The organism is Streptomyces sp. NPDC048434, assembly GCF_043200375.1.
Classification (GTDB): Bacteria; Actinomycetota; Actinomycetes; order Streptomycetales; family Streptomycetaceae; genus Streptomyces.
In genome coordinates this window covers 123,151-143,220 of sequence record NZ_JBICXQ010000011.1, presented here as the reverse complement: position 1 = coordinate 143,220, position 20,070 = coordinate 123,151, and the positions used below count along the sequence as shown (strand labels likewise).

Below are 20,070 nucleotides of genomic sequence, written 5' to 3'. Positions count from 1 at the left end.
CTGACCGGGCGTCGGCGAACGGTGCCGGCTGACCGGCGGCGAGGCTGTCGGCCCCCTGACGTACGCTGGTTCAGTTCGTGATGCCCGCCTGCGAAAGGGACGCCCCGGTGACCGAGAACGCCGACCTCCAGTCCGTACTCGACCGCGCCGCGCAGGGCGGCCGCATCACGCCGGAGGAAGCGCTCGACCTGTACCGCTCCGCTCCGCTGCATGCGCTGGGCCAGGCCGCCGACGCCGTGCGCCGCCGCCGCTACGCAGGCACCGAGCACATCGCGACGTACATCATCGAGCGCAACATCAACTACACCAATGTGTGCGTGACGGCCTGCAAGTTCTGCGCCTTCTACGCCGCGCCCAAGGACACCGCCAAGGGCTGGACCCGCGACCTCGACGACATCCTGCGCCGCTGCGCGGAGACCGTTGAACTGGGCGGCACCCAGATCATGTTCCAGGGCGGCCACCACCCGGACTACGGCGTCGACTACTACGAAGAGCACTTCTCCGCCATCAAGAAGGCGTTCCCGCAGCTGGTCATCCACTCCCTCGGCGCGTCCGAGATCGAGCACATGGCCCGGATCTCCAAGGTGTCGGTCGAAGAGGCCATCTCGCGCATCCACGCCGCCGGCCTGGACTCCTTCGCGGGCGCCGGCGCCGAACTCCTCCCCGCCCGCCCCCGTAAGGCCATCGCGCCCCTGAAGGAGTCCGGCGAGCGCTGGCTGGAGATCATGGAGGCGGCCCACCGGCTCGGTGTGGAGTCGACCTCCACGATGCTGATGGGCACCGGCGAGACCAACGCCGAGCGGATGGAGCATCTGCGGATGATCCGCGATGTCCAGGACCGTACGGGCGGCTTCCGCGCCTTCATCCCGTACACCTACCAGCCGGAGAACAACCACCTGAAGGGCCAGACGCAGGCCACCCTCTTCGAGTACCTGCGCATGATCGCCATCGCCCGGATCTTCTTCGACAATGTCGCGCACATCCAGGGCTCCTGGCTGACCACCGGCAAGGAGGTCGGCCAGCTGTCGCTGCACTACGGCGCGGACGACCTCGGCTCGATCATGCTGGAGGAGAACGTGGTCTCCTCGGCCGGTGCCAAGCACCGCTCCAACCGTATGGAGATCATCGACCTGATCCGCAAGGCGGGCCGGGTCCCGGCGCAGCGCGCCACCACCTACGAGCACCTCGTCGTGCACGACGACCCGGCCGACGACCCGGTCGACGACAAGGTCGTCTCGCATCTGTCGTCGACGGCGATCGACGGCGGCACGGCGCATCCGGAGCTGAAGCTCGTCGAGGCCAACTGAGCCTGCGGTGCTGACGATTCACCGGGTGCGTGCGGTCCGCCCGGTCGTGGACCGTCCGGGCGACGACCGGGCGGACGACGCCGGGCACGCGGTCGTCGTCACGGGCGACCGGTTCGCCGCCGTCGGACCGTTCGACGAGCTGTTCGCGGAGTACGGCGCACGGGCCCGGGTCCGGGAGTGGGACGGCGTGCTGACGCCCGGCCGCTACGAACCGGAGGGCGCCGCCCTGCTGGAGGCCGCCTACCACCCCGACCCGCGCGAGGCGGACGCCCTCGGCAGCGAGCCGGTCACCGGCGAGGCGCTCGCCGCCCTCGACATGACCGAGGCCCGCTGGGGTGCGAGTGCCCGGCGCGGACTGCAACGCCTGATGGCCATCGGGACCACGGCGCTGACCGGGCCGTTCCACCGCCCCGCGGTCCGTACGGCCGTGGAGCGCTCCGGCCTGCAGGAGCTGGACGCGCGTATCCCGCGTGCCCTGGTGGCCGGCGGCGCCGCCCACTTCGCCGTCTTCGCCGAGGACGGCAGCTGCCTGGCCACCGCACTCCACGGCCGCCTCGTCTTCCGCCGCCGCTGACACCGCCACGGACACCGCCACCCGGCGCTCCGGCCGTGCCCGGTGCGGGCGTCGGCCCGGCACGGTGGACAATGGCCGGGTGACCCGAGCATCCCTGGACAAGCAGCCGCACGAAGTCGCCGCGATGTTCGACGACGTGGCGGCGCGGTACGACCTCACCAACGACGTGCTCTCCCTGGGGCAGGCGCGGTTGTGGCGCAAGGAGGTGGACCGCGCGGTGGCCGCCCGGCCCGCCGAGCGGGTGCTCGACCTCGCGGCCGGTACGGGCACCTCCTCGCTGCCGTTCGCGCGGACCGGTGCCTACGTCGTGCCGTGCGACTTCTCCGTCGGCATGCTGGGGGAGGGCAAGAAGCGCCATCCGTGGCTGCCGTTCACGGCCGGTGACGGCACCCGGCTGCCGTTCGCCGACGGGGTGTTCGACGCCGTGACCATCTCCTTCGGGCTGCGCAACATCCAGGACACCGACGCCGCGCTGGCCGAGCTGTACCGGGTGACCAAGCCCGGCGGCCGGGTCGTGATCTGCGAGTTCAGCGAGCCGACCTGGGCGCCGTTCCGGACCGTCTACACCGAGTACCTGATGCGTGCGCTGCCGTCGGTCGCCCGCGCGGTCAGCAGCAACCCGGACGCCTATGTCTATCTCGCCGAGTCCATCCGCACCTGGCCGAACCAGCCCGAACTCGCCGCCCGGCTGCAGGGCGTGGGCTGGATCGAGGTGGCCTGGCGCAATCTGACCGGCGGCATCGTGGCGCTGCACCGGGGGCGCAAGCCGGCCGAGGGCTGACGGGCGGCCGCCGGCCGCGGACACCCGACGCGGCGGGCGGGCCGGAAACCGGGCACGGCGGGCGGGCCGCAACCCGGACTCGCTGTGGAACACCGTCCACGCCCTCGACCAGGGCGTAGGTGGCCGCCGACGGCACCGCATTCGGGCCCGGACTGCATGATCGGCCGACGCGCGATGCTCAGCGCGCCGGCTCCTTCGCTCCGCGGGACGCTCAGACATCCAGCCGGTGGCAGCAGGCGGTCCGCTTGCCCTTCGGCGTGATCAGCGTCTCCGCGAGCCGCATCCCCAGCCGCCGGGTCACCGCGATCGACCGCTCGTTGCGCGCATCCACCATGGCGACCACATGGCGGACGCCGGCCGCGCGTACGGACGCCAGTGCCGCCTGCGCCGCGGCCGTGGCGTAGCCCTTACCCCAGTAGGCGCGACCGAGCCGCCAGCCGATCTCGATCTCGCCCGCCGGGCCCCAGTCCCACGGCCACGGCTGGGCGCCGGTGGAGCCGATGACCGTGCCGTCGGCCGGATCGACCAGCGTGTACAGGCAGAAGCCCAGCTCCGCGTGGTGCCTGCGCTGGCGTGCGGTGAGCTCCTCGTACTCGGAGGGTTCGGCCGCTGCACCGCCGTGGAATTCCATGACGTCCGGGTCGTTGAAGACCCGGTGCCAGTTCATCGCGTCCTCCTCGGTGGGCACGCGCAGCTCGACCGCGGGGAGCGGCCGGTTCACGGGCGGTGTGTTCACAGACTTCACGGCACAACCCTTCAGGTTCTGATCATCACGGCCCCCATAGACTGACGTGCCCAGTGCCGGTCGGCACCCTGATATCCAGATATCGACTTCCGGGAGACAGCGCCGTGACCGAGTCCGTGACCGAGTCCGTGACCACAGCCCGCTCTGAGCACAGCGCGGATGTGATCGTCGTCGGTGCCGGGCCCGCCGGCTCGGCGACCGCCTATCACCTCGCCAAGTCCGGTCTGGATGTGCTCCTTCTGGAGAAGACCGCTTTCCCGCGCGAGAAGGTCTGCGGCGACGGGCTGACCCCGCGCGCCACCAAGCAGCTGGTCGCGATGGGCATCGACATCTCCGAAGAAGCGGGCTGGCTGCGCAACAAGGGCCTGCGGATCATCGGCGGCGGCTCCCGCCTCCAGCTCGACTGGCCGGAGCTGGCCTCGTACCCCGACTACGGGCTGGTCCGTAAGCGCGATGACTTCGACGAGCAGCTGGCCCGGCAGGCGCAGAAGGCCGGTGCGCGGCTCTACGAGCGCTGCAATGTGGGTGCGCCGATCGTCAACGAGCTGACCGGCCACATCACCGGCGTCCACGCCAAGCTCGGTGAGGAGAAGACCCCGGCCACCTTCCACGCCCCGCTCGTGGTCGCCGCCGACGGCAACTCCACCCGGCTCTCGCTGGCCATGGGGCTGCACCGCCGCGAGGACCGCCCCATGGGCGTGGCCGTCCGTACGTACTTCACCTCGCCCCGCCATGACGACGACTACCTGGAGTCCTGGCTCGAACTGTGGGACCGCCGCGGCGCCGAGGACCGGCTGCTGCCCGGCTACGGCTGGATCTTCGGCATGGGCGACGGTACGAGCAACGTCGGCCTCGGCATCCTCAACTCCAGCTCCGCCTTCCGGGAGCTGGACTGGCGCGAGATCCTCAAGGCCTGGTGTGCCTCGATGCCCGCCGACTGGGGCTACACACCGGAGAACATGACCGGCCCGATCCGCGGCGCCGCGCTCCCCATGGCCCTCAACCGCCAGCCGCACTACACCAAGGGCCTGCTGCTGGTCGGTGACGCGGGCGGTCTGGTCAACCCGTTCAACGGCGAGGGCATCGCCTACGCCATGGAGTCCGGCGCGATCGCCGCCGAGGTCATCGTGCAGGCGCACGCCCGCGCCACGTACGCGCAGCGCGAACTGGCCCTGCAGCGCTACCCGAAGATCCTCAAGGACACCTACGGCGGCTACTACTCCCTCGGCCGCGCCTTTGTGAAGCTCATCGGCAACCCCAAGGTCATGAAGATCGCCACCCAGCGCGGTCTGACCCACCCGCTGCTGATGCGCTTCACCCTCAAGATGCTCGCCAACCTCACCGACCCCACGGGCGGCGACGCGATGGACCGGATCATCAACGGTCTGAGCAAGGTCGCGCCGAAGGCCTGACGCGTGGCACCGGCACCGGGCGGGAAGCCTGCGGCCGGCTCCGGCGAGGGGCCCGGTGGGGCCCCGGTGGCGGCTCGGGAAAATCCCCGGGCCGCCTCGTCACATTCTCCGGCCGGGATCCGTCAGTGCAGTGACGACGAGATTCCTGAGGAGAGCAGTGATGGACGCACGAATGAAGAACCCAGCGACGGTCCTCCCCGAGGCCCTGCAGCCCCTCCTCGACGTGGTCGAGGCCACCCGCCAGGGCGGGGTGCCGGAGGCCACGCTGGAGCTGGTGCACCTGCGCGCGAGCCAGATCAACGGCTGCAGCTTCTGTGTCGACGGGGGCGTGAAGAGCGCCAGGCAGGCGGGCGTCAGCGACGACCGGCTGTTCGCGGTCGCGGCCTGGCGGGAGGCGCCGTACTTCTCGGACGCCGAGCGCGCCGCCCTGGCGCTCACCGAGGCCGCCACCCGGCTCGCCGACAGCTCCGACCCGGTGCCGGACCCCGTCTGGGACGACGCCGCCGACCACTTCGACGAGCGGCAGCTGTCGGCGATCATCCTGGCGGTCGGTATCACCAACCTCTTCAACCGGCTCAACGTGACCACCAGGCAGCCGGCGGGCGCGGGCTGGTGACCGAAGGCCCTGCGGCGGCCGTTGCGGCCCTGTTGGCCCGTAGAAGCGCGTGATGCCCGTGATGGGCCTGGAAGAGCCGTTGGCGGCCCGTCGGTGCATCCGGCGGGCCGCCGTCGGTGACACGGCCGTCGGTGACGCGGACGGCCCGGACGCCCGCATGCCGAAGGACCGTCCCTCCCGAGCGGCGGGAGAGACGGTCCTTTTGTGGCACGGAGGGTGCGGCGGTCCTAGAGGACGCGCACCGCGCCGGTCGGCATGTCGTAGCTGAGCGGGCGCTCGACGATGCCGGTGCTCGAGTTCTGGGCGCCGATGAACTTGCCGCCACCGACGTAGACGCCGACGTGGTAGGCGCTGCCCGAGCTGCCCCAGTACAGGATGTCGCCGACCTGGAGGTTGTCCAGGCCGACCTGGGTGCCGGCAGTGGACTGGTCCTGCGACACCCGCGGCAGGTCGACGCCGATCTGGTGGAACGCGGCCTGGGTCAGGCCGGAGCAGTCGTACGAGGAGGGGCCGCTGGAGCCCAGCACGTAGGCCTTGCCGAGCTGCGCCTTCAGGAACGAGACCAGGGTGGCGGAGCTGCCGGTGGCGGAGGACGACGACGGGGCGGAGGCGGACAGGGTCGAACGCTCGGAGGAGCGCGAGGCACGGGCCTGCGCGGCCTCCTTGGCCTTGCGGGCTTCCTCGGCCTTCTTCTTCGCCTCGGCCTTGGCCTTCTTCACGGCCTCGGCCTTGTGCTTCTCGGCGGCCTTGGCGGCCTTGGAGAAGGCGCTGTCCTGGAGGGCCTGACGCTCGTAGTTGAACGCGACCTGCTCGGCAGTGTCGGCGCTCTTCGCGGCGCTGGTGGCCAGCGCCGTCGTGATCGTCGGCATCTCCTGGGTTTCGGAGACGGGCTTCTGCGCGGCGTTGGCCGGGACGGTGGCTCCGGTCACCGCGAGGGTGAGGAAGCCACCGGTCACGCCCGCACGCAGGGCCCGCGAGGACGCGGAACGGCGGGGCTTCCGGTGGCTGGGTATGAGTGCGTTCGGGGACATGGCAACAACGGCTATCAGGCCTCACAGGTTGCTGCCAAGAAAGGTGCAGTGCGCCACACTTGACGTGTACGCGGCGAATATAACGGACTTTTGTGCCCGCGCCGAGCCGTCGACGGGATGCCCGAATTTCGCGATCATGTTCCTACGCATGGCATTTGCTGCGCGATGCGGGGGCGGCGAGCGCCTATCACTTCCCCATCCGCCACGCCAAGGCTTCCCGTGCGTCAAGGACTTAGTGCTGGAAATAGCGTGGGATAGGTCACTCTTGAGTGTCCGTTATGTTCCTGTGACCTGGCGTCGGCCGTGGCGCTCGTGAACCGAAGCACGCACCGATGATCACGGTCAGGTCACGGGCGGATCCCGCCTACGGGCCGTCCCCATATAACAGTTGGCCGCGTCCAGCACCAATTTGCTCGCGGTGGGGCCCACTTGATAGAGGCGACCCCGCTCTGACCAGCGGTAACCCATGCGAATGTCACCTCTCGTGATCACTCGCGCGCTTCACGTATGAAGATCACCGCTCATCCGACTTCATGATCCTTCGCCGGGTGGTGGAGATCACAAAGGCGTTGTCCACTCCCGTGTCGCAGATCACAGACCAGCGGGCATAAGATGCTGGCGGTTCGGGCTTGTGAACTGCCTCACATGTGCACGACCTCCACGGGGCAGCCGAAGGCCCGAGCGGACCGCCATCCAGTCATCGTCGACTGAAGGGAGCGAGGACGGTGAACGCTTATGCGCCCATCCTCGTACTGGGAGCCCTCGGGGCAGGCTTTGCGATCTTCTCCGTCGTGATGGCCACCCTCGTCGGGCCCAGGCGCTACAACCGGGCCAAGCTCGAGGCGTACGAGTGCGGAATCGAGCCGACGCCACATCCGTCCGGTGGCGGTCGCTTCCCGATCAAGTACTACCTGACGGCGATGCTCTTCATCGTCTTCGACATCGAGATCGTCTTCCTCTATCCCTGGGCCGTCACCTTCGACGCCCTGGGGCTTTTCGGGCTCGTCGAGATGCTCCTCTTCGCGCTCACCGTCTTCGTCGCCTACGCCTATGTCTGGCGTCGTGGCGGCCTGGAATGGGACTAGGGGTCACACATGGGACTTGAAGAGAAGCTGCCGAGCGGCTTTTTGCTGACCACTGTCGAGCAGGCCGCGGGCTGGGTGCGCAAATCATCGGTCTTCCCCGCGACCTTCGGGCTGGCCTGCTGCGCCATCGAGATGATGACGACCGGCGCCGGGCGCTACGACCTGGCCCGCTTCGGCATGGAGGTCTTCCGCGGCTCGCCGCGGCAGGCGGACCTGATGATCGTGGCCGGCCGGGTGAGCCAGAAGATGGCGCCCGTTCTGCGGCAGGTCTACGACCAGATGCCGGACCCGAAGTGGGTGATTTCCATGGGGGTTTGCGCCTCATCAGGCGGAATGTTCAATAACTACGCGATTGTGCAGGGCGTCGACCACATCGTTCCCGTCGACATTTATTTGCCGGGCTGCCCGCCGCGTCCCGAGATGCTGATGGACGCCATTCTCAAGCTGCATCAGAAGATCCAGAACACCAAGCTCGGGGTCAATCAGCAGCAGGCCGCCCGTGAGGCGGAGGAAGCGGCGCTCAAGGCGCTCCCGCTGATCGAGATGAAGGGGCTGCTGCGGTGAGTGAGCAGAAGAACCCTGAGCGTCCCGACGAGCCGGACGGCCGGGACGACGCCGTCCCCGCGCAGCGCGACGACGCCGGCGAGGCGATCGCCACCCGCCGCGGCATGTTCGGCGCCGACAACGGCGGCGACACCAGCGGCTACGGCGGCCTCGTACGGACCGTCCGGCTGCCCGGCGCGACCCAGCGGCCGTACGGCGGGCCCCGCGGCGAGGGCGGATACGGCGAGTTCGACGAGATCGCCGACGAGCTGGAGGGCGCCCTCGACGAACAGGGCCTGGTCCCCGAGAACGTCCTGGAGAAGACCGTCGTCGACCGCGACGAGCTGACCTTCCACATCGAGCGCAGCCGTCTGCCGGCGGTCGCCCGCATCCTGCGCGACGACCCGGCACTGCGCTTCGAGCTGTGTACGGGCGTGAGCGGAGTGCACTTCCCCGGCGACAAGGGCCGCGAGCTGCACGCCGTCTACCACCTGCGCTCGATCACCCACAACCGGCTCATCCGGCTGGAGGTCTCCGCCCCGGACGCCGACCCGCACGTGCCCTCGCTCGTGGACGTCTATCCCACCAACGACTGGCACGAGCGCGAGACCTACGACTTCTTCGGAATCGTTTTCGACGGCCATCCGGCGCTGACGCGGATCATGATGCCCGACGACTGGCAGGGCTTCCCGCAGCGCAAGGACTACCCGCTCGGCGGCATCCCCGTCGAGTACAAGGGCGCTCAGATTCCGGCTCCCGACCAGCGGAGGTCGTACAGCTGATGACTACTGCACCGCACTCCCACTCCTCGAACGGGCACCACACGTCCAGCGACTTCGACACGGAGTCCCTGGCCCGGGAGACCACCGAGGGCACCGTCTACAACGTCTCCGGCGGCGACTGGGACGAGATCGCGGCCGCCGCGGTGAAGTCCGACGACGAGCGGATCATCGTCAACATGGGGCCGCAGCACCCCTCCACCCACGGCGTGCTCCGGCTGATCCTGGAGATCGACGGCGAGACCGTCACCGAGGCCCGCTGCGGCATCGGCTATCTGCACACCGGCATCGAGAAGAACCTCGAATACCGGACCTGGACGCAGGGCACCACCTTCGTCACGCGCATGGATTACCTCACCCCCTTCTTCAACGAGACGGCCTACTGCCTGGCCGTGGAGAAGCTGCTCGGGATCACCGACCAGATCCCCGACCGGGCCACCGTCATCCGCGTGCTGCTGATGGAGCTCAACCGGATGTCCTCCCACCTCGTGGCGATCGCCACCGGCGGGATGGAGCTGGGCGCCACCACGATCATGATTTACGGCTTCCGCGACCGTGAACTCATCCTCGATCTCTACGAGCTGATCACCGGCCTGCGGATGAACCACGCCTACATCCGGCCCGGCGGCCTCGCGCAGGACCTGCCCCCGGGCGCGGTCGACCAGGTGCGTGAGTTCGTGAAGAAGATGCGCAAGAACATCGGCGAGTACGACAAGCTCGCCACCGGCAACCCGGTCTTCAAGGGCCGCATGGAAGGCATCGGCTATCTCGACCTGGCCGGCTGCATGGCCACCGGCGCCACCGGGCCCATCGTGCGCGCCGCCGGACTGCCGCACGACCTGCGCAAGACGCAGCCGTACTGCGGTTACGAGACCTACGACTTCGAGGTGCCGACCGCCGACACCTGCGACTCCTACGGCCGGTTCCTCATCCGGCTGGAGGAGATGCGCCAGTCGCTGCGGATCGTCGAGCAGTGCCTGGACCGGCTGGAGCCGGGCCCGGTCATGGTCGCGGACAAGAAGATCGCCTGGCCCGCCCAGCTGGCCCTGGGGCCGGACGGCCTGGGCAACTCCCTCGACCACATCAAGAAGATCATGGGCACCTCGATGGAGGCCCTGATCCACCACTTCAAGCTGGTGACCGAGGGCTTCCGGGTCCCGCCGGGACAGGCCTACACCGCCGTCGAGTCGCCCAAGGGCGAGCTGGGCGTGCATGTGGTCAGCGACGGCGGCACCCGTCCTTACCGGGTGCACTTCCGCGACCCGTCCTTCACCAACCTCCAGGCCATGGCGGCGATGTGCGAAGGCGGCCAGGTCGCCGACGTCATCGTCGCCGTCGCGTCCATCGACCCCGTGATGGGAGGCGTCGACCGGTGAACGCCACTCCGGCAAACCATGACGTGCAGCTGGGGATGCCCGCGCTCCCCGCCCCCGACTATCCGGTGGACGTACGGGCCCGGCTGGAAGCGGACGCCAAGGAGGTGATCGCCCGCTACCCCGGCGCGCGCTCGGCGCTGCTGCCGCTGCTGCACCTCGTACAGGCCGAGGAGGGGCATGTCACCCGCACCGGCATCCGCTTCTGCGCCGAGCTGCTCGACCTCACCACCGCCGAGGTCACCGCGGTCTCGACCTTCTACTCCATGTACCGCCGCAAGGCGAGCGGCGACTACCAGGTCGGGGTCTGCACCAACACGCTGTGCGCGGTGATGGGCGGCGACGCCATCTTCGAGGACCTCAAGGAGCACCTCGGCGTCGGCAACGGCGAGACCACCGAGGACGGCGCCGTCACCCTCGAACACATCGAGTGCAACGCGGCCTGCGACTTCGCCCCGGTCGTGATGGTCAACTGGGAGTTCTTCGACAACCAGACCCTGCAGTCCGCCCGGCAGCTGGTCGACGACCTGCGGGCCGGCCGGAGCGTCCGGCCCACCCGCGGCGCACCGCTGTGCACCTTCAAGGAGACGGCCCGGATGCTCGCCGGATTCCCGGACGAGCGGCCGGGCGCCGTCGAGGCCACCGGCGGAGCGGGCCCCGCCTCGCTGATCGGGCTGCGGCTGGCCAAGGGCGAAGCGGTCCCCGGCCGCGGTGCCGACCACGTCATCGCGCCGCGCGCCACCACCGACGGTCCCACCGACGAGCCCCCGTCCGGCCACCCCGCCGACGAGGCGCCCTCGGGACACCCCAGCTCCCACGACGCACCGCAGCAGACCTCGGCCTCGGACGAGCAGCACCCGGCCGGTCCCACAGCAGAGGAGGGGGAGTGATGACAGTGGCAGCCGAACACGGCGGCGCCTCACGGCCGGAGGCCGGCGGGGAGACCAACCCGGAGAAGCTTCTGACGCCCGTCCTGTCCGCCTTCTGGGACCGGCCCGAACCCTGGACGCTGGAGACCTACCGCCGGCACGAGGGCTACGAGGGCCTGCGCAAGGCGCTCGCGATGCCTCCGGACGACGTCATCGCCTACGTCAAGGACTCCGGGCTGCGCGGCCGCGGCGGCGCGGGCTTCCCGACCGGGATGAAGTGGCAGTTCATCCCGCAGGGCGACGGCAAACCGCACTACCTGGTCGTCAACGCCGACGAGTCGGAGCCCGGGACCTGCAAGGACATCCCCCTTCTCTTCGCGAACCCGCACTCCCTCATCGAGGGGATCGTGATCGCCTGCCATGCGATCCGCTCGAACCACGCCTTCATCTATCTGCGCGGTGAGGTCGTGCCCGTCCTGCGGCGGCTGCACGAGGCCGTACGGGAGGCCTATGCGGCGGGCTACCTCGGGAAGAACATCCTGGGCTCGGGCCTCGACCTCGATGTGATCGTGCACGCGGGCGCCGGCGCGTACATCTGCGGTGAGGAAACCGCGCTGCTCGACTCCCTGGAGGGCCGCCGCGGCCAGCCCCGGCTGCGGCCGCCCTTCCCGGCGGTGGCGGGCCTCTACGCCTGCCCCACCGTCGTGAACAACGTCGAGTCCATCGCGTCGGTTCCCGCGATCATGAACAAGGGCAAGGACTGGTTCAGGTCGATGGGCAGCGAGAAGTCCCCGGGCTTCACGCTCTACTCGCTCAGCGGCCATGTGACCAACCCGGGCCAGTACGAAGCCCCGTTGGGCATCACCTTGCGCCAGCTGCTGGACATGAGCGGCGGCATGCGCCGCGGCCACCGGCTGAAGTTCTGGACGCCGGGCGGTTCCTCGACGCCGATGTTCACCGACGAGCACCTCGACGTCCCCCTCGACTACGAGGGCGTCGGCGCGGCCGGCTCGATGCTCGGCACCAAGGCGCTGCAGTGCTTCGACGAGACCACCTGTGTCGTACGGGCGGTCACCCGCTGGACCGAGTTCTACGCCCACGAGTCCTGCGGTAAGTGCACGCCCTGCCGCGAAGGGACGTACTGGCTGGTGCAGTTGCTGCGCGACATCGAGGCCGGCAAGGGCCGGATGGACGACCTCGACAAGCTGAACGACATCGCCGACAACATCAACGGCAAGTCCTTCTGCGCCCTCGGCGACGGCGCCGCCTCGCCGATCTTCTCCTCGCTCACGTACTTCCGCGAGGAGTACGAGCAGCACATCACCGGCAAGGGCTGCCCCTTCGACCCGGCCAGGTCGACCCTGTGGGCCGACAACGACGCTCACCTGGGGGTGAAGGCATGACCGTCACGACAAATGCTCCCTCCGGGGGCGGCGAGGCGGCGATCCCGCCGGAGGACCTCGTCACCCTGACGATCGACGGCATCGAGATCTCCGTCCCCAAGGGGACGCTGGTCATCCGTGCCGCCGAGCTCCTCGGTATCGAGATCCCGCGGTTCTGCGACCACCCGCTGCTGGACCCGGCGGGTGCCTGCCGGCAGTGCATCGTCGAGGTCGAGGGCCAGCGCAAGCCGATGGCCTCCTGCACCATCACCTGCACCGACGGCATGGTCGTCAAGTCGCAGCTCACCTCGCCGGTGGCCGAGAAGGCCCAGCGCGGCGTGATGGAGCTGCTGCTGATCAACCACCCGCTGGACTGCCCGGTCTGCGACAAGGGCGGCGAGTGCCCGCTGCAGAACCAGGCGATGCAGGTCGGCGACCCGGATTCGCGCTTCGAGGGCAAGAAGCGCACCTTCGAGAAGCCGGTGCCGATCTCCACGCAGGTGCTGCTGGACCGCGAGCGGTGCGTGCTGTGTGCGCGCTGCACCCGCTTCAGCAACCAGATCGCCGGCGACCCGATGATCGAGCTGGTCGAGCGCGGCGCCCTCCAGCAGGTCGGCACCGGAGAGGGCGACCCCTTCGAGTCGTACTTCTCCGGCAACACCATCCAGATCTGCCCGGTCGGCGCGCTCACCTCCGCCGCGTACCGCTTCCGCTCCCGCCCCTTCGACCTGGTCTCCTCGCCGTCGGTGTGCGAGCACTGCGCGGGCGGCTGTGCGACCCGTACGGACCACCGGCGCGGCAAGGTCATGCGGCGGCTGGCGGCGAACGACCCCGAGGTCAACGAGGAGTGGATCTGCGACAAGGGACGGTTCGCCTTCCGGTACGCGCAGCAGCGCGACCGGCTGGAGCACCCCCTGGTGCGCAACCCGGAGTCCGGCGAACTGGAGCCGGCGAGCTGGCCCGAGGCCCTGGAGGCGGCGGCCCGCGGACTGTCCGCGGCCAGGGGACGCACCGGTGTGCTGACCGGCGGCCGGCTGACCGTCGAGGACGCCTACGCCTACGCCAAGTTCGCCCGGATCGCGCTGAACACCAACGACATCGACTTCCGGGCGCGGGTGCACAGCGCCGAGGAGGCCGACTTCCTGGCGTCCCGGGTCGCCGGCCGCGGCCGGGATCTCGGGGGCACCTCCGGGACGGAGACCGGGGGCGGAACGGGCGTCACGTACACCGCGCTGGAGAAGGCACCGGCCGTCCTGCTGGCCGGTATCGAGGCGGAGGAGGAGGCGCCCGGCGTCTTCCTGCGGCTGCGCAAGGCGCATCGCAGGAGCGGCCAGCGCACCTACGGGCTGGCCGGTCACGCCTCGCGCGGGCTGATCAAGGCCGGTGGCACGCTGCTGCCGTCCGCACCCGGCACCGAGACCGAATGGCTGGACGCGCTGGCGGGCGGCGTCGGCCTGGACGGCGAGGGGCAGGCGGCGGCCGAGGCGCTGCGGGCCGACGGCGCGGTGATCGTCGTCGGCGAGCGGCTGGCGGCCGTGCCCGGCGCACTGACCTCCGCCGTCCGCGCCGCCCGCGCCACCGGCGCCCGGCTGGTGTGGATCCCACGGCGGGCGGGCGAACGCGGCGCCGTCGAGGCGGGCGCGCTGCCCGGTCTGCTGCCCGGTGGCCGGCCGGCCACCGACCCGCGGGCCCGCGACGAGGTCGCGGCCGCCTGGGGCGTGGCCGCGCTGCCGCACCGGCACGGCCGGGACACCGGCCAGATCATCGAGGCCGCGGCGACCGGTGAGCTCGGCGCGCTGCTCGTGGCGGGCGTCGAGGTGGCGGACCTGCCGGACCCGGCCCGTGCGCTGACCGCCCTGGACGAGGTCGGCTTCCTGGTCAGCCTGGAGCTGCGGCCCTCGCAGGTCACCGAGCGGGCGGATGTGGTCTTCCCGGTGGCGGCCGTGGTCGAGAAGGCCGGAACGTTCCTCAACTGGGAAGGCCGGGCGCGGCTGTTCGAGGCCGCCCTCAAGCCGGACCAGATGACCCGCCGGCATCTGCTGTCGGACTCCCGGGTCCTGCACATGCTCGCCGACGCCCTCGACGTCCATCTGGCGCTGCCGGACATCCGCTCCGTACGCCGCGAACTGGACCGGCTCGGCGGCTGGGACGGCCCCTACGCGGGCGAGCCCGTGGAGACCGGGCGGCCGCTGCCCCGGCCCGACAGCGGCGAGGCCGTCCTCGCCGGGCACCGGCTCCTGCTGGACCAGGGACTGCTCCAGGAAGGCGATGAGGCGCTGGCCGGCACCCGGCACGCCGCCCTCGCCCGGCTGTCGCAGACCACCGCGGAGGAGACCGGGGTCAAGGACGGTGACCTGCTGGCGGTCACCGGGCCGGCCGGCTCGGTCCAGCTGCCGCTCAAGGTCACCCCGATGCCCGACCGGGTGGTGTGGCTGCCGCTCAACTCCACGGGCGGCGGCGTCGCCGCCGACACCGGGGCGCAACCCGGTGACCTGGTGAAGATCTCCGCCGCCCCGGGCACCCCGGAGCCGGCCGAGGAGGTGGACGCATGATGCAGCAGCTCGATCAACTCGCCGCTGCCGGAAGCGCGCTGGCGCAGGAAGATCTGTCGATGTTCGGCCGCGACCCGTGGTGGCTGGTCGTCATCAAGGCGGTCTTCTGCTTCGCGTTCCTGATGCTGACGGTGCTGTTCTCGATCGTCTGGGAACGCAAGGTCGTCGCCTGGATGCAGCTGCGCATCGGCCCCAACCGGCACGGCCCCTGGGGGATGCTCCAGTCCCTCGCCGACGGCATCAAGCTGATGCTGAAGGAGGACCTGGTCGTCAAGCGGGCCGACAAGGTGGTCTACATCCTCGCGCCGGTCGTGGCGGCCATCCCGGCCTTCATGGCGATCGCGGTGATCCCCTTCGGCCCGGCCGGCAACGAGATCTCGGTCTTCGGCGTCCGCACTCCGATGCAGCTGACCGACCTGCCGATCGGCATCCTCTACATCCTGGCCACGGCCTCGGTCGGCATCTACGGCATCGTGCTGGCGGGCTGGTCGTCCGGCTCGACCTATCCGCTGCTCGGCGGGCTGCGCTCGTGTGCGCAGATGATCTCGTACGAGATCGCGATGGGCATGTCGTTCGCGGCGGTGTTCCTCTACTCCGGGTCGATGTCGACCTCGACCATCGTGGAGTCGCAGCAGAACAGGTGGTACGTCCTGCTGCTGCCGGTGTCCTTCATCATCTACATCGTCGCGATGGTGGGCGAGACCAACCGTGCGCCCTTCGACATGCCGGAGTCCGAGGGCGACCTCGTCGGCGGCTTCAACACCGAGTACTCGTCCATCAAGTTCGCGATGTTCATGCTCGCCGAGTACATCAACATGGTCACCGTCTCGGCGGTCGCGATCACGCTCTTCCTGGGCGGCTGGAAGGCCCCCTGGCCGATCTCCACGTTCTGGGAGGGCGCGAACCACGGCTGGTGGCCGCTGCTCTGGTTCACGATCAAGGTGCAGCTGCTGCTGTTCTTCTTCATCTGGCTGCGCGGCACCCTCCCGCGGGTGCGCTACGACCAGTTCATGAAGCTGGGCTGGAAGGTCCTGATCCCGGTCTCGCTGGTCTGGCTGATGCTGGTCGCCACGGTCCGGGCGCTGAAGAACGAGGGCTACCACTTCTCCCAGATCGTGCTCTACGTCGCCGGCGGCGCCGTCCTGCTGCTGCTGCTCTCCCTCCTCGTGGACTTCTTCCGGCGCGGTGAGAAGGAGGAGGAGACGGACGGCGACGGGGCCTTCGACGCGATGGCCGGCGGCTTCCCCGTGCCCCCGCTGCCCGGACAGAGCCTGCCGCCCGTGCCACGACGCCGGCCGCGCCGTGATCGCGAGCTGATTGTCAGTGGCGGGCCGGACACTGTCAGTGACGAAAACGGAAACGACGGAAAGGGGGGCGACGGTGCCTGAGTTCCAGAACCCCGTGGCCGGCTTCGGCGTGACCTTCAAGGCCATGTTCAAGAAGCGGCTGACCGAGCAGTACCCGGAGGAGAAGAAACCGACGGCGCCGCGTTTCCACGGCCGGCATCAGCTCAACCGCCATCCGGACGGGCTGGAGAAGTGCATCGGCTGCGAGCTGTGCGCCTGGGCCTGCCCGGCGGACGCGATCTACGTCGAGGGCGCGGACAACACCGACGAGGAGCGCTACTCCCCGGGCGAGCGCTACGGCCGCGTCTACCAGATCAATTACCTGCGCTGCATCCTGTGCGGCCTGTGCGTGGAGGCCTGCCCGACCCGCGCACTGACGATGACCAACGAGTACGAACTCGCCGACCGGTCCCGTGAATCGCTCATCTACACCAAGGAGGAGCTGCTCGCGGGCCTGGAGGAGACGATGGTCGACTCGCCGCATGCGATCTACCCCGGCATGACGGAGAAGGACTACTACCAGGGCCTGGTGACCGAGGCCGCCCCGGGGGCCGTCCGTCAGGTCGCGTCCTCCAAGGGTGAGAAGGCCGACGGGAACGCCCAGGGGAAGGAGGCGACCGCATGACCGGGCTCGCCGCCGCGGCCTCCACCGGAGAGGCCGTGCAGTTCTGGATCCTGGGCATCGTCGCCGTCAGCGGCGCGCTGTCCACGATCCTGATGAAGCGGGCCGTGCACAGCGCCCTCTCGCTGGCCGGCACCATGATCGTCCTGGCGGTCTTCTACCTCGCCAACGGCGCGTACTTCCTCGGCGTCGTCCAGATCGTCGTCTATACGGGCGCGATCATGATGCTGTTCCTGTTCGTCGTCATGCTGGTCGGTGTCACCGCGGCGGACTCCCTCAAGGAGACGCTCAAGGGCCAGCGCTGGCTCGCCGCCGGACTGGGCATCGGCTTCGGGATCCTGCTGATCGCCGGTATCGGCAATGCCTCGCTCAAGGAGTTCAACGGCCTGGGCGAGGCCAACGCCGGCGGCAATGTGCAGGGCCTGGCCGCGCTCATCTTCACCAAGTACGTCTTCGCCTTCGAAATCACCGGTGCGCTGCTGATCACGGCGGCCGTCGGCGCGATGGTGCTGACCCACCGGGAGCGTACGGAGCGCGCCAAGTCCCAGCGTGAGCAGTCCGAGGCGCGGGTCCGCGAGGGCAAGCAGGTGCCGCCGCTGCCCGCCCCGGGGGTGTACGCCCGGCACAACGCCGTCGACATCCCGGGCCTGCTGCCCGACGGCACCACGTCCGAACTGACCGTCAGCCCGACGCTGCGGGAGCGCGGCCAGGTCCGCGATGTGTCCGGCGAGTCGCTCGCCGAGCTGAAGGCGCTGGAGGAGCGCTCCGAGGACTGGCTGGGCCGGGGTTCCGATGAGCCCCGGTCCTCGTCGTCCGGTGGCGTGACACCGAAGGAGCGCAAGGAGGGGGCCAAGAAATGAACCCGGTCTACTACCTCTATCTCGCCGCCCTGTTGTTCACCATCGGTGCGGCCGGGGTGCTGATCAGGCGGAACGCCATCGTGGTGTTCATGTGCATCGAGCTGATGCTCAACGCCTGCAATCTCGCCTTCGTCACCTTCTCGCGGATGCACGGGAATCTGGACGGCCAGATCATCGCCTTCTTCACGATGGTCGTCGCCGCGGCCGAGGTCGTGGTCGGTCTGGCGATCATCGTGTCGATCTTCCGCACCCGTCATACGGCCTCGGTCGACGACGCCAGCCTGATGAAGCTGTAAGGGGTCGCACAAAGTGGAGAACTTGATCGCGCTGCTTGTCGCGGCACCGCTGGTCGGTGCGGCCCTGCTGTTGTGCGGCGGCAAACGATTCGACCGCACCGGTCACTTGATCGGCACGCTGTTCTCGGTGGCGTCGTTCGCCGTCGGGGTGGTGCTCTTCGCCGGCATGCTCGGCAAGGGGGCCGAGGACCGTGCGCTGCACCAGCATCTGTTCAGCTGGATCCCGGTCGGCGGCTTCCGGGCCGATATCGCCTTCCAGCTCGACCAGCTGTCGATGACCTTCGTCCTGCTGATCACCGGTGTCGGATCGCTGATCCACATCTACTCGATCGGCTATATGGAGCACGACGAGCGGCGCCGCCGCTTCTTCGGCTACCTCAATCTCTTCCTCGCGGCGATGCTGCTGCTCGTCCTCGCCGACAACTACCTTCTGCTGTACGTCGGCTGGGAGGGCGTCGGCCTCGCCTCGTACCTCCTGATCGGGTTCTGGCAGCACAAGCCGAGCGCGGCCACCGCCGCCAAGAAGGCGTTCCTGGTCAACCGCGTCGGCGATATGGGCCTGTCCATCGCGATCATGCTGATGTTCACGACGTTCGGGACCTTCGCCTTCGGCCCGGTGCTCGCCGCCACCGGTGACGCTTCCGAGGGCAAGCTGACCGCCATCGGGCTGATGCTGCTGCTGGCCGCCTGCGGCAAGTCGGCGCAGGTACCGCTGCAGTCCTGGCTCGGCGATGCGATGGAGGGCCCGACCCCGGTCTCGGCCCTGATCCACGCCGCCACGATGGTCACCGCCGGCGTGTATCTGATCACCCGCTCCGGGGCGATCTTCAATGCCGCGCCCACCGCCCAGCTGGCGGTGGTCGTGGTCGGTGCGGTCACGCTCCTCTTCGGTGCGATCGTCGGTTGCGCCAAGGACGACATCAAGAAGGCGCTGGCCGGCTCGACGATGTCGCAGATCGGCTACATGATCATGGCCGCCGGCCTCGGCCCGGTCGGCTACGCCTTCGCGATCATGCATCTGGTCACCCACGGCTTCTTCAAGGCGGGCCTCTTCCTCGGTGCCGGTTCCGTGATGCACGGGATGAACGAGGAGGTGGACATGCGCCGTTACGGCGGCCTGCGGAAGTACATGCCGGTCACCTTCGTCACCTTCGGTCTCGGCTATCTGGCGATCATCGGCTTCCCCGGTCTGTCCGGCTTCTTCTCCAAGGACAAGATCATCGAGGCGGCGTTCGCCAAGGGCGGCACCGAGGGCTGGGTCCTCGGCGGCGCGGCCCTGCTGGGCGCAGCGATCACCGCGTTCTACATGACGCGGGTGATGCTGATGACGTTCTTCGGTGAGAAGCGCTGGAATCCCGACGAGGTGCATCCGCACGAGTCGCCGAAGGTCATGACGTTCCCGATGATCGTGCTGGCCATCGGATCGGTCTTCGCGGGCGGGCTGTTCAGCATCAACGAGGCCTTTGTGAAGTGGCTGGAGCCGGTCACCTCGTTCGCGCACGGCCACTCCCCGGTCACCGCCACCACGGTCACCGCCGCCACGATCGTGGTACTGCTCATCGGCGTCGGCATCGCCTGGCTGATGTACGGCCGCAAGCCCGTTCCGGCGCTCGCCCCGCGCGGCTCGCTGCTGACCCGGGCCGCCCGCCGCGATCTGCTCCAGGACGACTTCAACCACGTCGTCTTCGTACGCGGCGGCGAAGAGCTCACCGGCACGCTCGTCCAGCTCGACCGCTCCCTGGTGGACGGCGCGGTCAACGGCACGGCGGCCTCGATGGGCGGACTCTCCGGCCTGCTGCGCCGGTTGCAGACCGGATTCGTCCGTTCGTACGCGGTCCAGATGCTGGGCGGGGCCGCCGTTCTCGTTGCCGCGACCCTGCTGATGAGGGGTGTCTGA

19 protein-coding genes are annotated in these 20,070 nt (G+C 69.5%); 17 read left to right on the top strand and 2 right to left on the bottom strand.

Annotated elements, in window-relative coordinates:
• Positions 1 to 107: 107 nt before the first annotated feature.
• The 3 genes from mqnC (at position 108) to ACGFWI_RS15460 (ending at position 2,662) form a co-directional block, all read left to right on the top strand.
• Positions 108 to 1,307, top strand: a complete 1,200-nt coding sequence (gene mqnC, locus ACGFWI_RS15470; protein WP_393906444.1) for a cyclic dehypoxanthinyl futalosine synthase — start codon at positions 108 to 110, stop codon at positions 1,305 to 1,307.
• Positions 1,308 to 1,314: 7 nt separating this feature from the next.
• Positions 1,315 to 1,881, top strand: a complete 567-nt coding sequence (locus tag ACGFWI_RS15465) for a hypothetical protein (RefSeq protein WP_393906443.1) — start codon at positions 1,315 to 1,317, stop codon at positions 1,879 to 1,881.
• A 79-nt stretch (positions 1,882 to 1,960) separates the two neighbouring features.
• Entirely contained in the window at positions 1,961 to 2,662 is a 702-nt protein-coding gene (locus tag ACGFWI_RS15460; protein WP_393906442.1) for a demethylmenaquinone methyltransferase, read from the top strand.
• A gap of 211 nt (positions 2,663 to 2,873) precedes the next feature.
• On the opposite strand, the gene ACGFWI_RS15455 is transcribed toward ACGFWI_RS15460, so the two are convergent.
• Positions 2,874 to 3,383 carry a GNAT family N-acetyltransferase gene (locus ACGFWI_RS15455; protein WP_393906441.1) on the bottom strand — a complete coding sequence of 170 codons (510 nt, stop codon included), beginning with the start codon at positions 3,381 to 3,383 and terminating at the stop codon, positions 2,874 to 2,876.
• Between the two features lie 152 nt (positions 3,384 to 3,535).
• On the opposite strand from ACGFWI_RS15455, the gene ACGFWI_RS15450 reads away from it, so the two are divergent.
• Both ACGFWI_RS15450 and ACGFWI_RS15445 read left to right on the top strand, forming a co-directional pair.
• Positions 3,536 to 4,819 (top strand): geranylgeranyl reductase family protein, encoded by a 1,284-nt coding sequence (locus tag ACGFWI_RS15450; RefSeq protein ID WP_393906529.1) that lies wholly within the window; start codon positions 3,536 to 3,538, stop codon positions 4,817 to 4,819.
• Positions 4,820 to 4,979: 160 nt separating this feature from the next.
• The gene (locus ACGFWI_RS15445) at positions 4,980 to 5,435 is read left to right on the top strand and encodes a carboxymuconolactone decarboxylase family protein (RefSeq protein WP_393906440.1); all 456 of its coding nucleotides are present in this window, start codon (positions 4,980 to 4,982) and stop codon (positions 5,433 to 5,435) included.
• A gap of 227 nt (positions 5,436 to 5,662) precedes the next feature.
• Here the strand turns inward: ACGFWI_RS15445 and ACGFWI_RS15440 are convergent, their stop codons facing one another.
• A complete protein-coding gene (locus tag ACGFWI_RS15440) occupies positions 5,663 to 6,466 on the bottom strand; it encodes a C40 family peptidase (protein ID WP_393906439.1) in 804 nt (267 codons plus the stop codon).
• A gap of 725 nt (positions 6,467 to 7,191) precedes the next feature.
• On the opposite strand from ACGFWI_RS15440, the gene ACGFWI_RS15435 reads away from it, so the two are divergent.
• From ACGFWI_RS15435 to nuoL, 12 genes are read left to right on the top strand one after another with little or no spacing between them, the layout of a single operon-like run.
• Positions 7,192 to 7,551, top strand: a complete 360-nt coding sequence (locus ACGFWI_RS15435; protein ID WP_006604811.1) for an NADH-quinone oxidoreductase subunit A — start codon at positions 7,192 to 7,194, stop codon at positions 7,549 to 7,551.
• Between the two features lie 9 nt (positions 7,552 to 7,560).
• Entirely contained in the window at positions 7,561 to 8,115 is a 555-nt protein-coding gene (locus ACGFWI_RS15430) for an NADH-quinone oxidoreductase subunit B family protein (RefSeq protein WP_030074638.1), read from the top strand.
• Positions 8,112 to 8,876, top strand: coding sequence for an NADH-quinone oxidoreductase subunit C (locus tag ACGFWI_RS15425; RefSeq protein ID WP_393906438.1), 765 nt, complete (start codon positions 8,112 to 8,114; stop codon positions 8,874 to 8,876). The genes ACGFWI_RS15430 and ACGFWI_RS15425 overlap by 4 nt, the downstream gene beginning before the upstream one ends.
• Complete coding sequence (locus ACGFWI_RS15420; protein ID WP_393906437.1) at positions 8,876 to 10,249, top strand: NADH-quinone oxidoreductase subunit D; 1,374 nt, start codon at positions 8,876 to 8,878, stop codon at positions 10,247 to 10,249. The genes ACGFWI_RS15425 and ACGFWI_RS15420 overlap by 1 nt, the downstream gene beginning before the upstream one ends.
• A gap of 35 nt (positions 10,250 to 10,284) precedes the next feature.
• Positions 10,285 to 11,136, top strand: coding sequence for an NADH-quinone oxidoreductase subunit NuoE (gene nuoE, locus ACGFWI_RS15415; protein WP_393906528.1), 852 nt, complete (start codon positions 10,285 to 10,287; stop codon positions 11,134 to 11,136).
• The gene (gene nuoF / locus ACGFWI_RS15410; RefSeq protein WP_393906436.1) at positions 11,136 to 12,518 is read left to right on the top strand and encodes an NADH-quinone oxidoreductase subunit NuoF; all 1,383 of its coding nucleotides are present in this window, start codon (positions 11,136 to 11,138) and stop codon (positions 12,516 to 12,518) included. The genes nuoE and nuoF overlap by 1 nt, the downstream gene beginning before the upstream one ends.
• Positions 12,515 to 15,049: an NADH-quinone oxidoreductase subunit G gene (locus ACGFWI_RS15405; RefSeq protein ID WP_393906435.1), complete on the top strand. Its 2,535-nt coding sequence runs from the start codon at positions 12,515 to 12,517 to the stop codon at positions 15,047 to 15,049. The genes nuoF and ACGFWI_RS15405 overlap by 4 nt, the downstream gene beginning before the upstream one ends.
• Positions 15,049 to 16,437, top strand: coding sequence for an NADH-quinone oxidoreductase subunit NuoH (nuoH, locus tag ACGFWI_RS15400; protein WP_393906527.1), 1,389 nt, complete (start codon positions 15,049 to 15,051; stop codon positions 16,435 to 16,437). The genes ACGFWI_RS15405 and nuoH overlap by 1 nt, the downstream gene beginning before the upstream one ends.
• On the top strand, positions 16,430 to 17,020 hold the full coding sequence (gene nuoI / locus ACGFWI_RS15395) for an NADH-quinone oxidoreductase subunit NuoI (RefSeq protein ID WP_393906434.1): 591 nt from the start codon (positions 16,430 to 16,432) through the stop codon (positions 17,018 to 17,020). The genes nuoH and nuoI overlap by 8 nt, the downstream gene beginning before the upstream one ends.
• The gene (locus ACGFWI_RS15390; protein WP_393906433.1) at positions 17,017 to 17,877 is read left to right on the top strand and encodes an NADH-quinone oxidoreductase subunit J; all 861 of its coding nucleotides are present in this window, start codon (positions 17,017 to 17,019) and stop codon (positions 17,875 to 17,877) included. Before nuoI ends, ACGFWI_RS15390 begins: the two co-directional genes overlap by 4 nt.
• A complete protein-coding gene (gene nuoK / locus ACGFWI_RS15385; protein ID WP_018090964.1) occupies positions 17,874 to 18,173 on the top strand; it encodes an NADH-quinone oxidoreductase subunit NuoK in 300 nt (99 codons plus the stop codon). Before ACGFWI_RS15390 ends, nuoK begins: the two co-directional genes overlap by 4 nt.
• Before the next feature lie 13 nt (positions 18,174 to 18,186).
• Positions 18,187 to 20,070: an NADH-quinone oxidoreductase subunit L gene (nuoL, locus tag ACGFWI_RS15380; RefSeq protein WP_393906432.1), complete on the top strand. Its 1,884-nt coding sequence runs from the start codon at positions 18,187 to 18,189 to the stop codon at positions 20,068 to 20,070.

Coding starts and splice junctions, on each gene's coding strand:
- ACGFWI_RS15445 (WP_393906440.1), top strand. CDS start 4,980: ATGGACGCACGAATGAAGAACCCAGCGACGGTCCTCCCCGAGGCCCTG.
- ACGFWI_RS15440 (WP_393906439.1), bottom strand. CDS start 6,466: ATGTCCCCGAACGCACTCATACCCAGCCACCGGAAGCCCCGCCGTTCC.
- ACGFWI_RS15430 (WP_030074638.1), top strand. CDS start 7,561: ATGGGACTTGAAGAGAAGCTGCCGAGCGGCTTTTTGCTGACCACTGTC.
- ACGFWI_RS15420 (WP_393906437.1), top strand. CDS start 8,876: ATGACTACTGCACCGCACTCCCACTCCTCGAACGGGCACCACACGTCC.
- nuoE (WP_393906528.1), top strand. CDS start 10,285: ATGCCCGCGCTCCCCGCCCCCGACTATCCGGTGGACGTACGGGCCCGG.
- nuoF (WP_393906436.1), top strand. CDS start 11,136: ATGACAGTGGCAGCCGAACACGGCGGCGCCTCACGGCCGGAGGCCGGC.
- ACGFWI_RS15405 (WP_393906435.1), top strand. CDS start 12,515: ATGACCGTCACGACAAATGCTCCCTCCGGGGGCGGCGAGGCGGCGATC.
- nuoH (WP_393906527.1), top strand. CDS start 15,049: ATGCAGCAGCTCGATCAACTCGCCGCTGCCGGAAGCGCGCTGGCGCAG.
- ACGFWI_RS15390 (WP_393906433.1), top strand. CDS start 17,017: ATGACCGGGCTCGCCGCCGCGGCCTCCACCGGAGAGGCCGTGCAGTTC.
- nuoK (WP_018090964.1), top strand. CDS start 17,874: ATGAACCCGGTCTACTACCTCTATCTCGCCGCCCTGTTGTTCACCATC.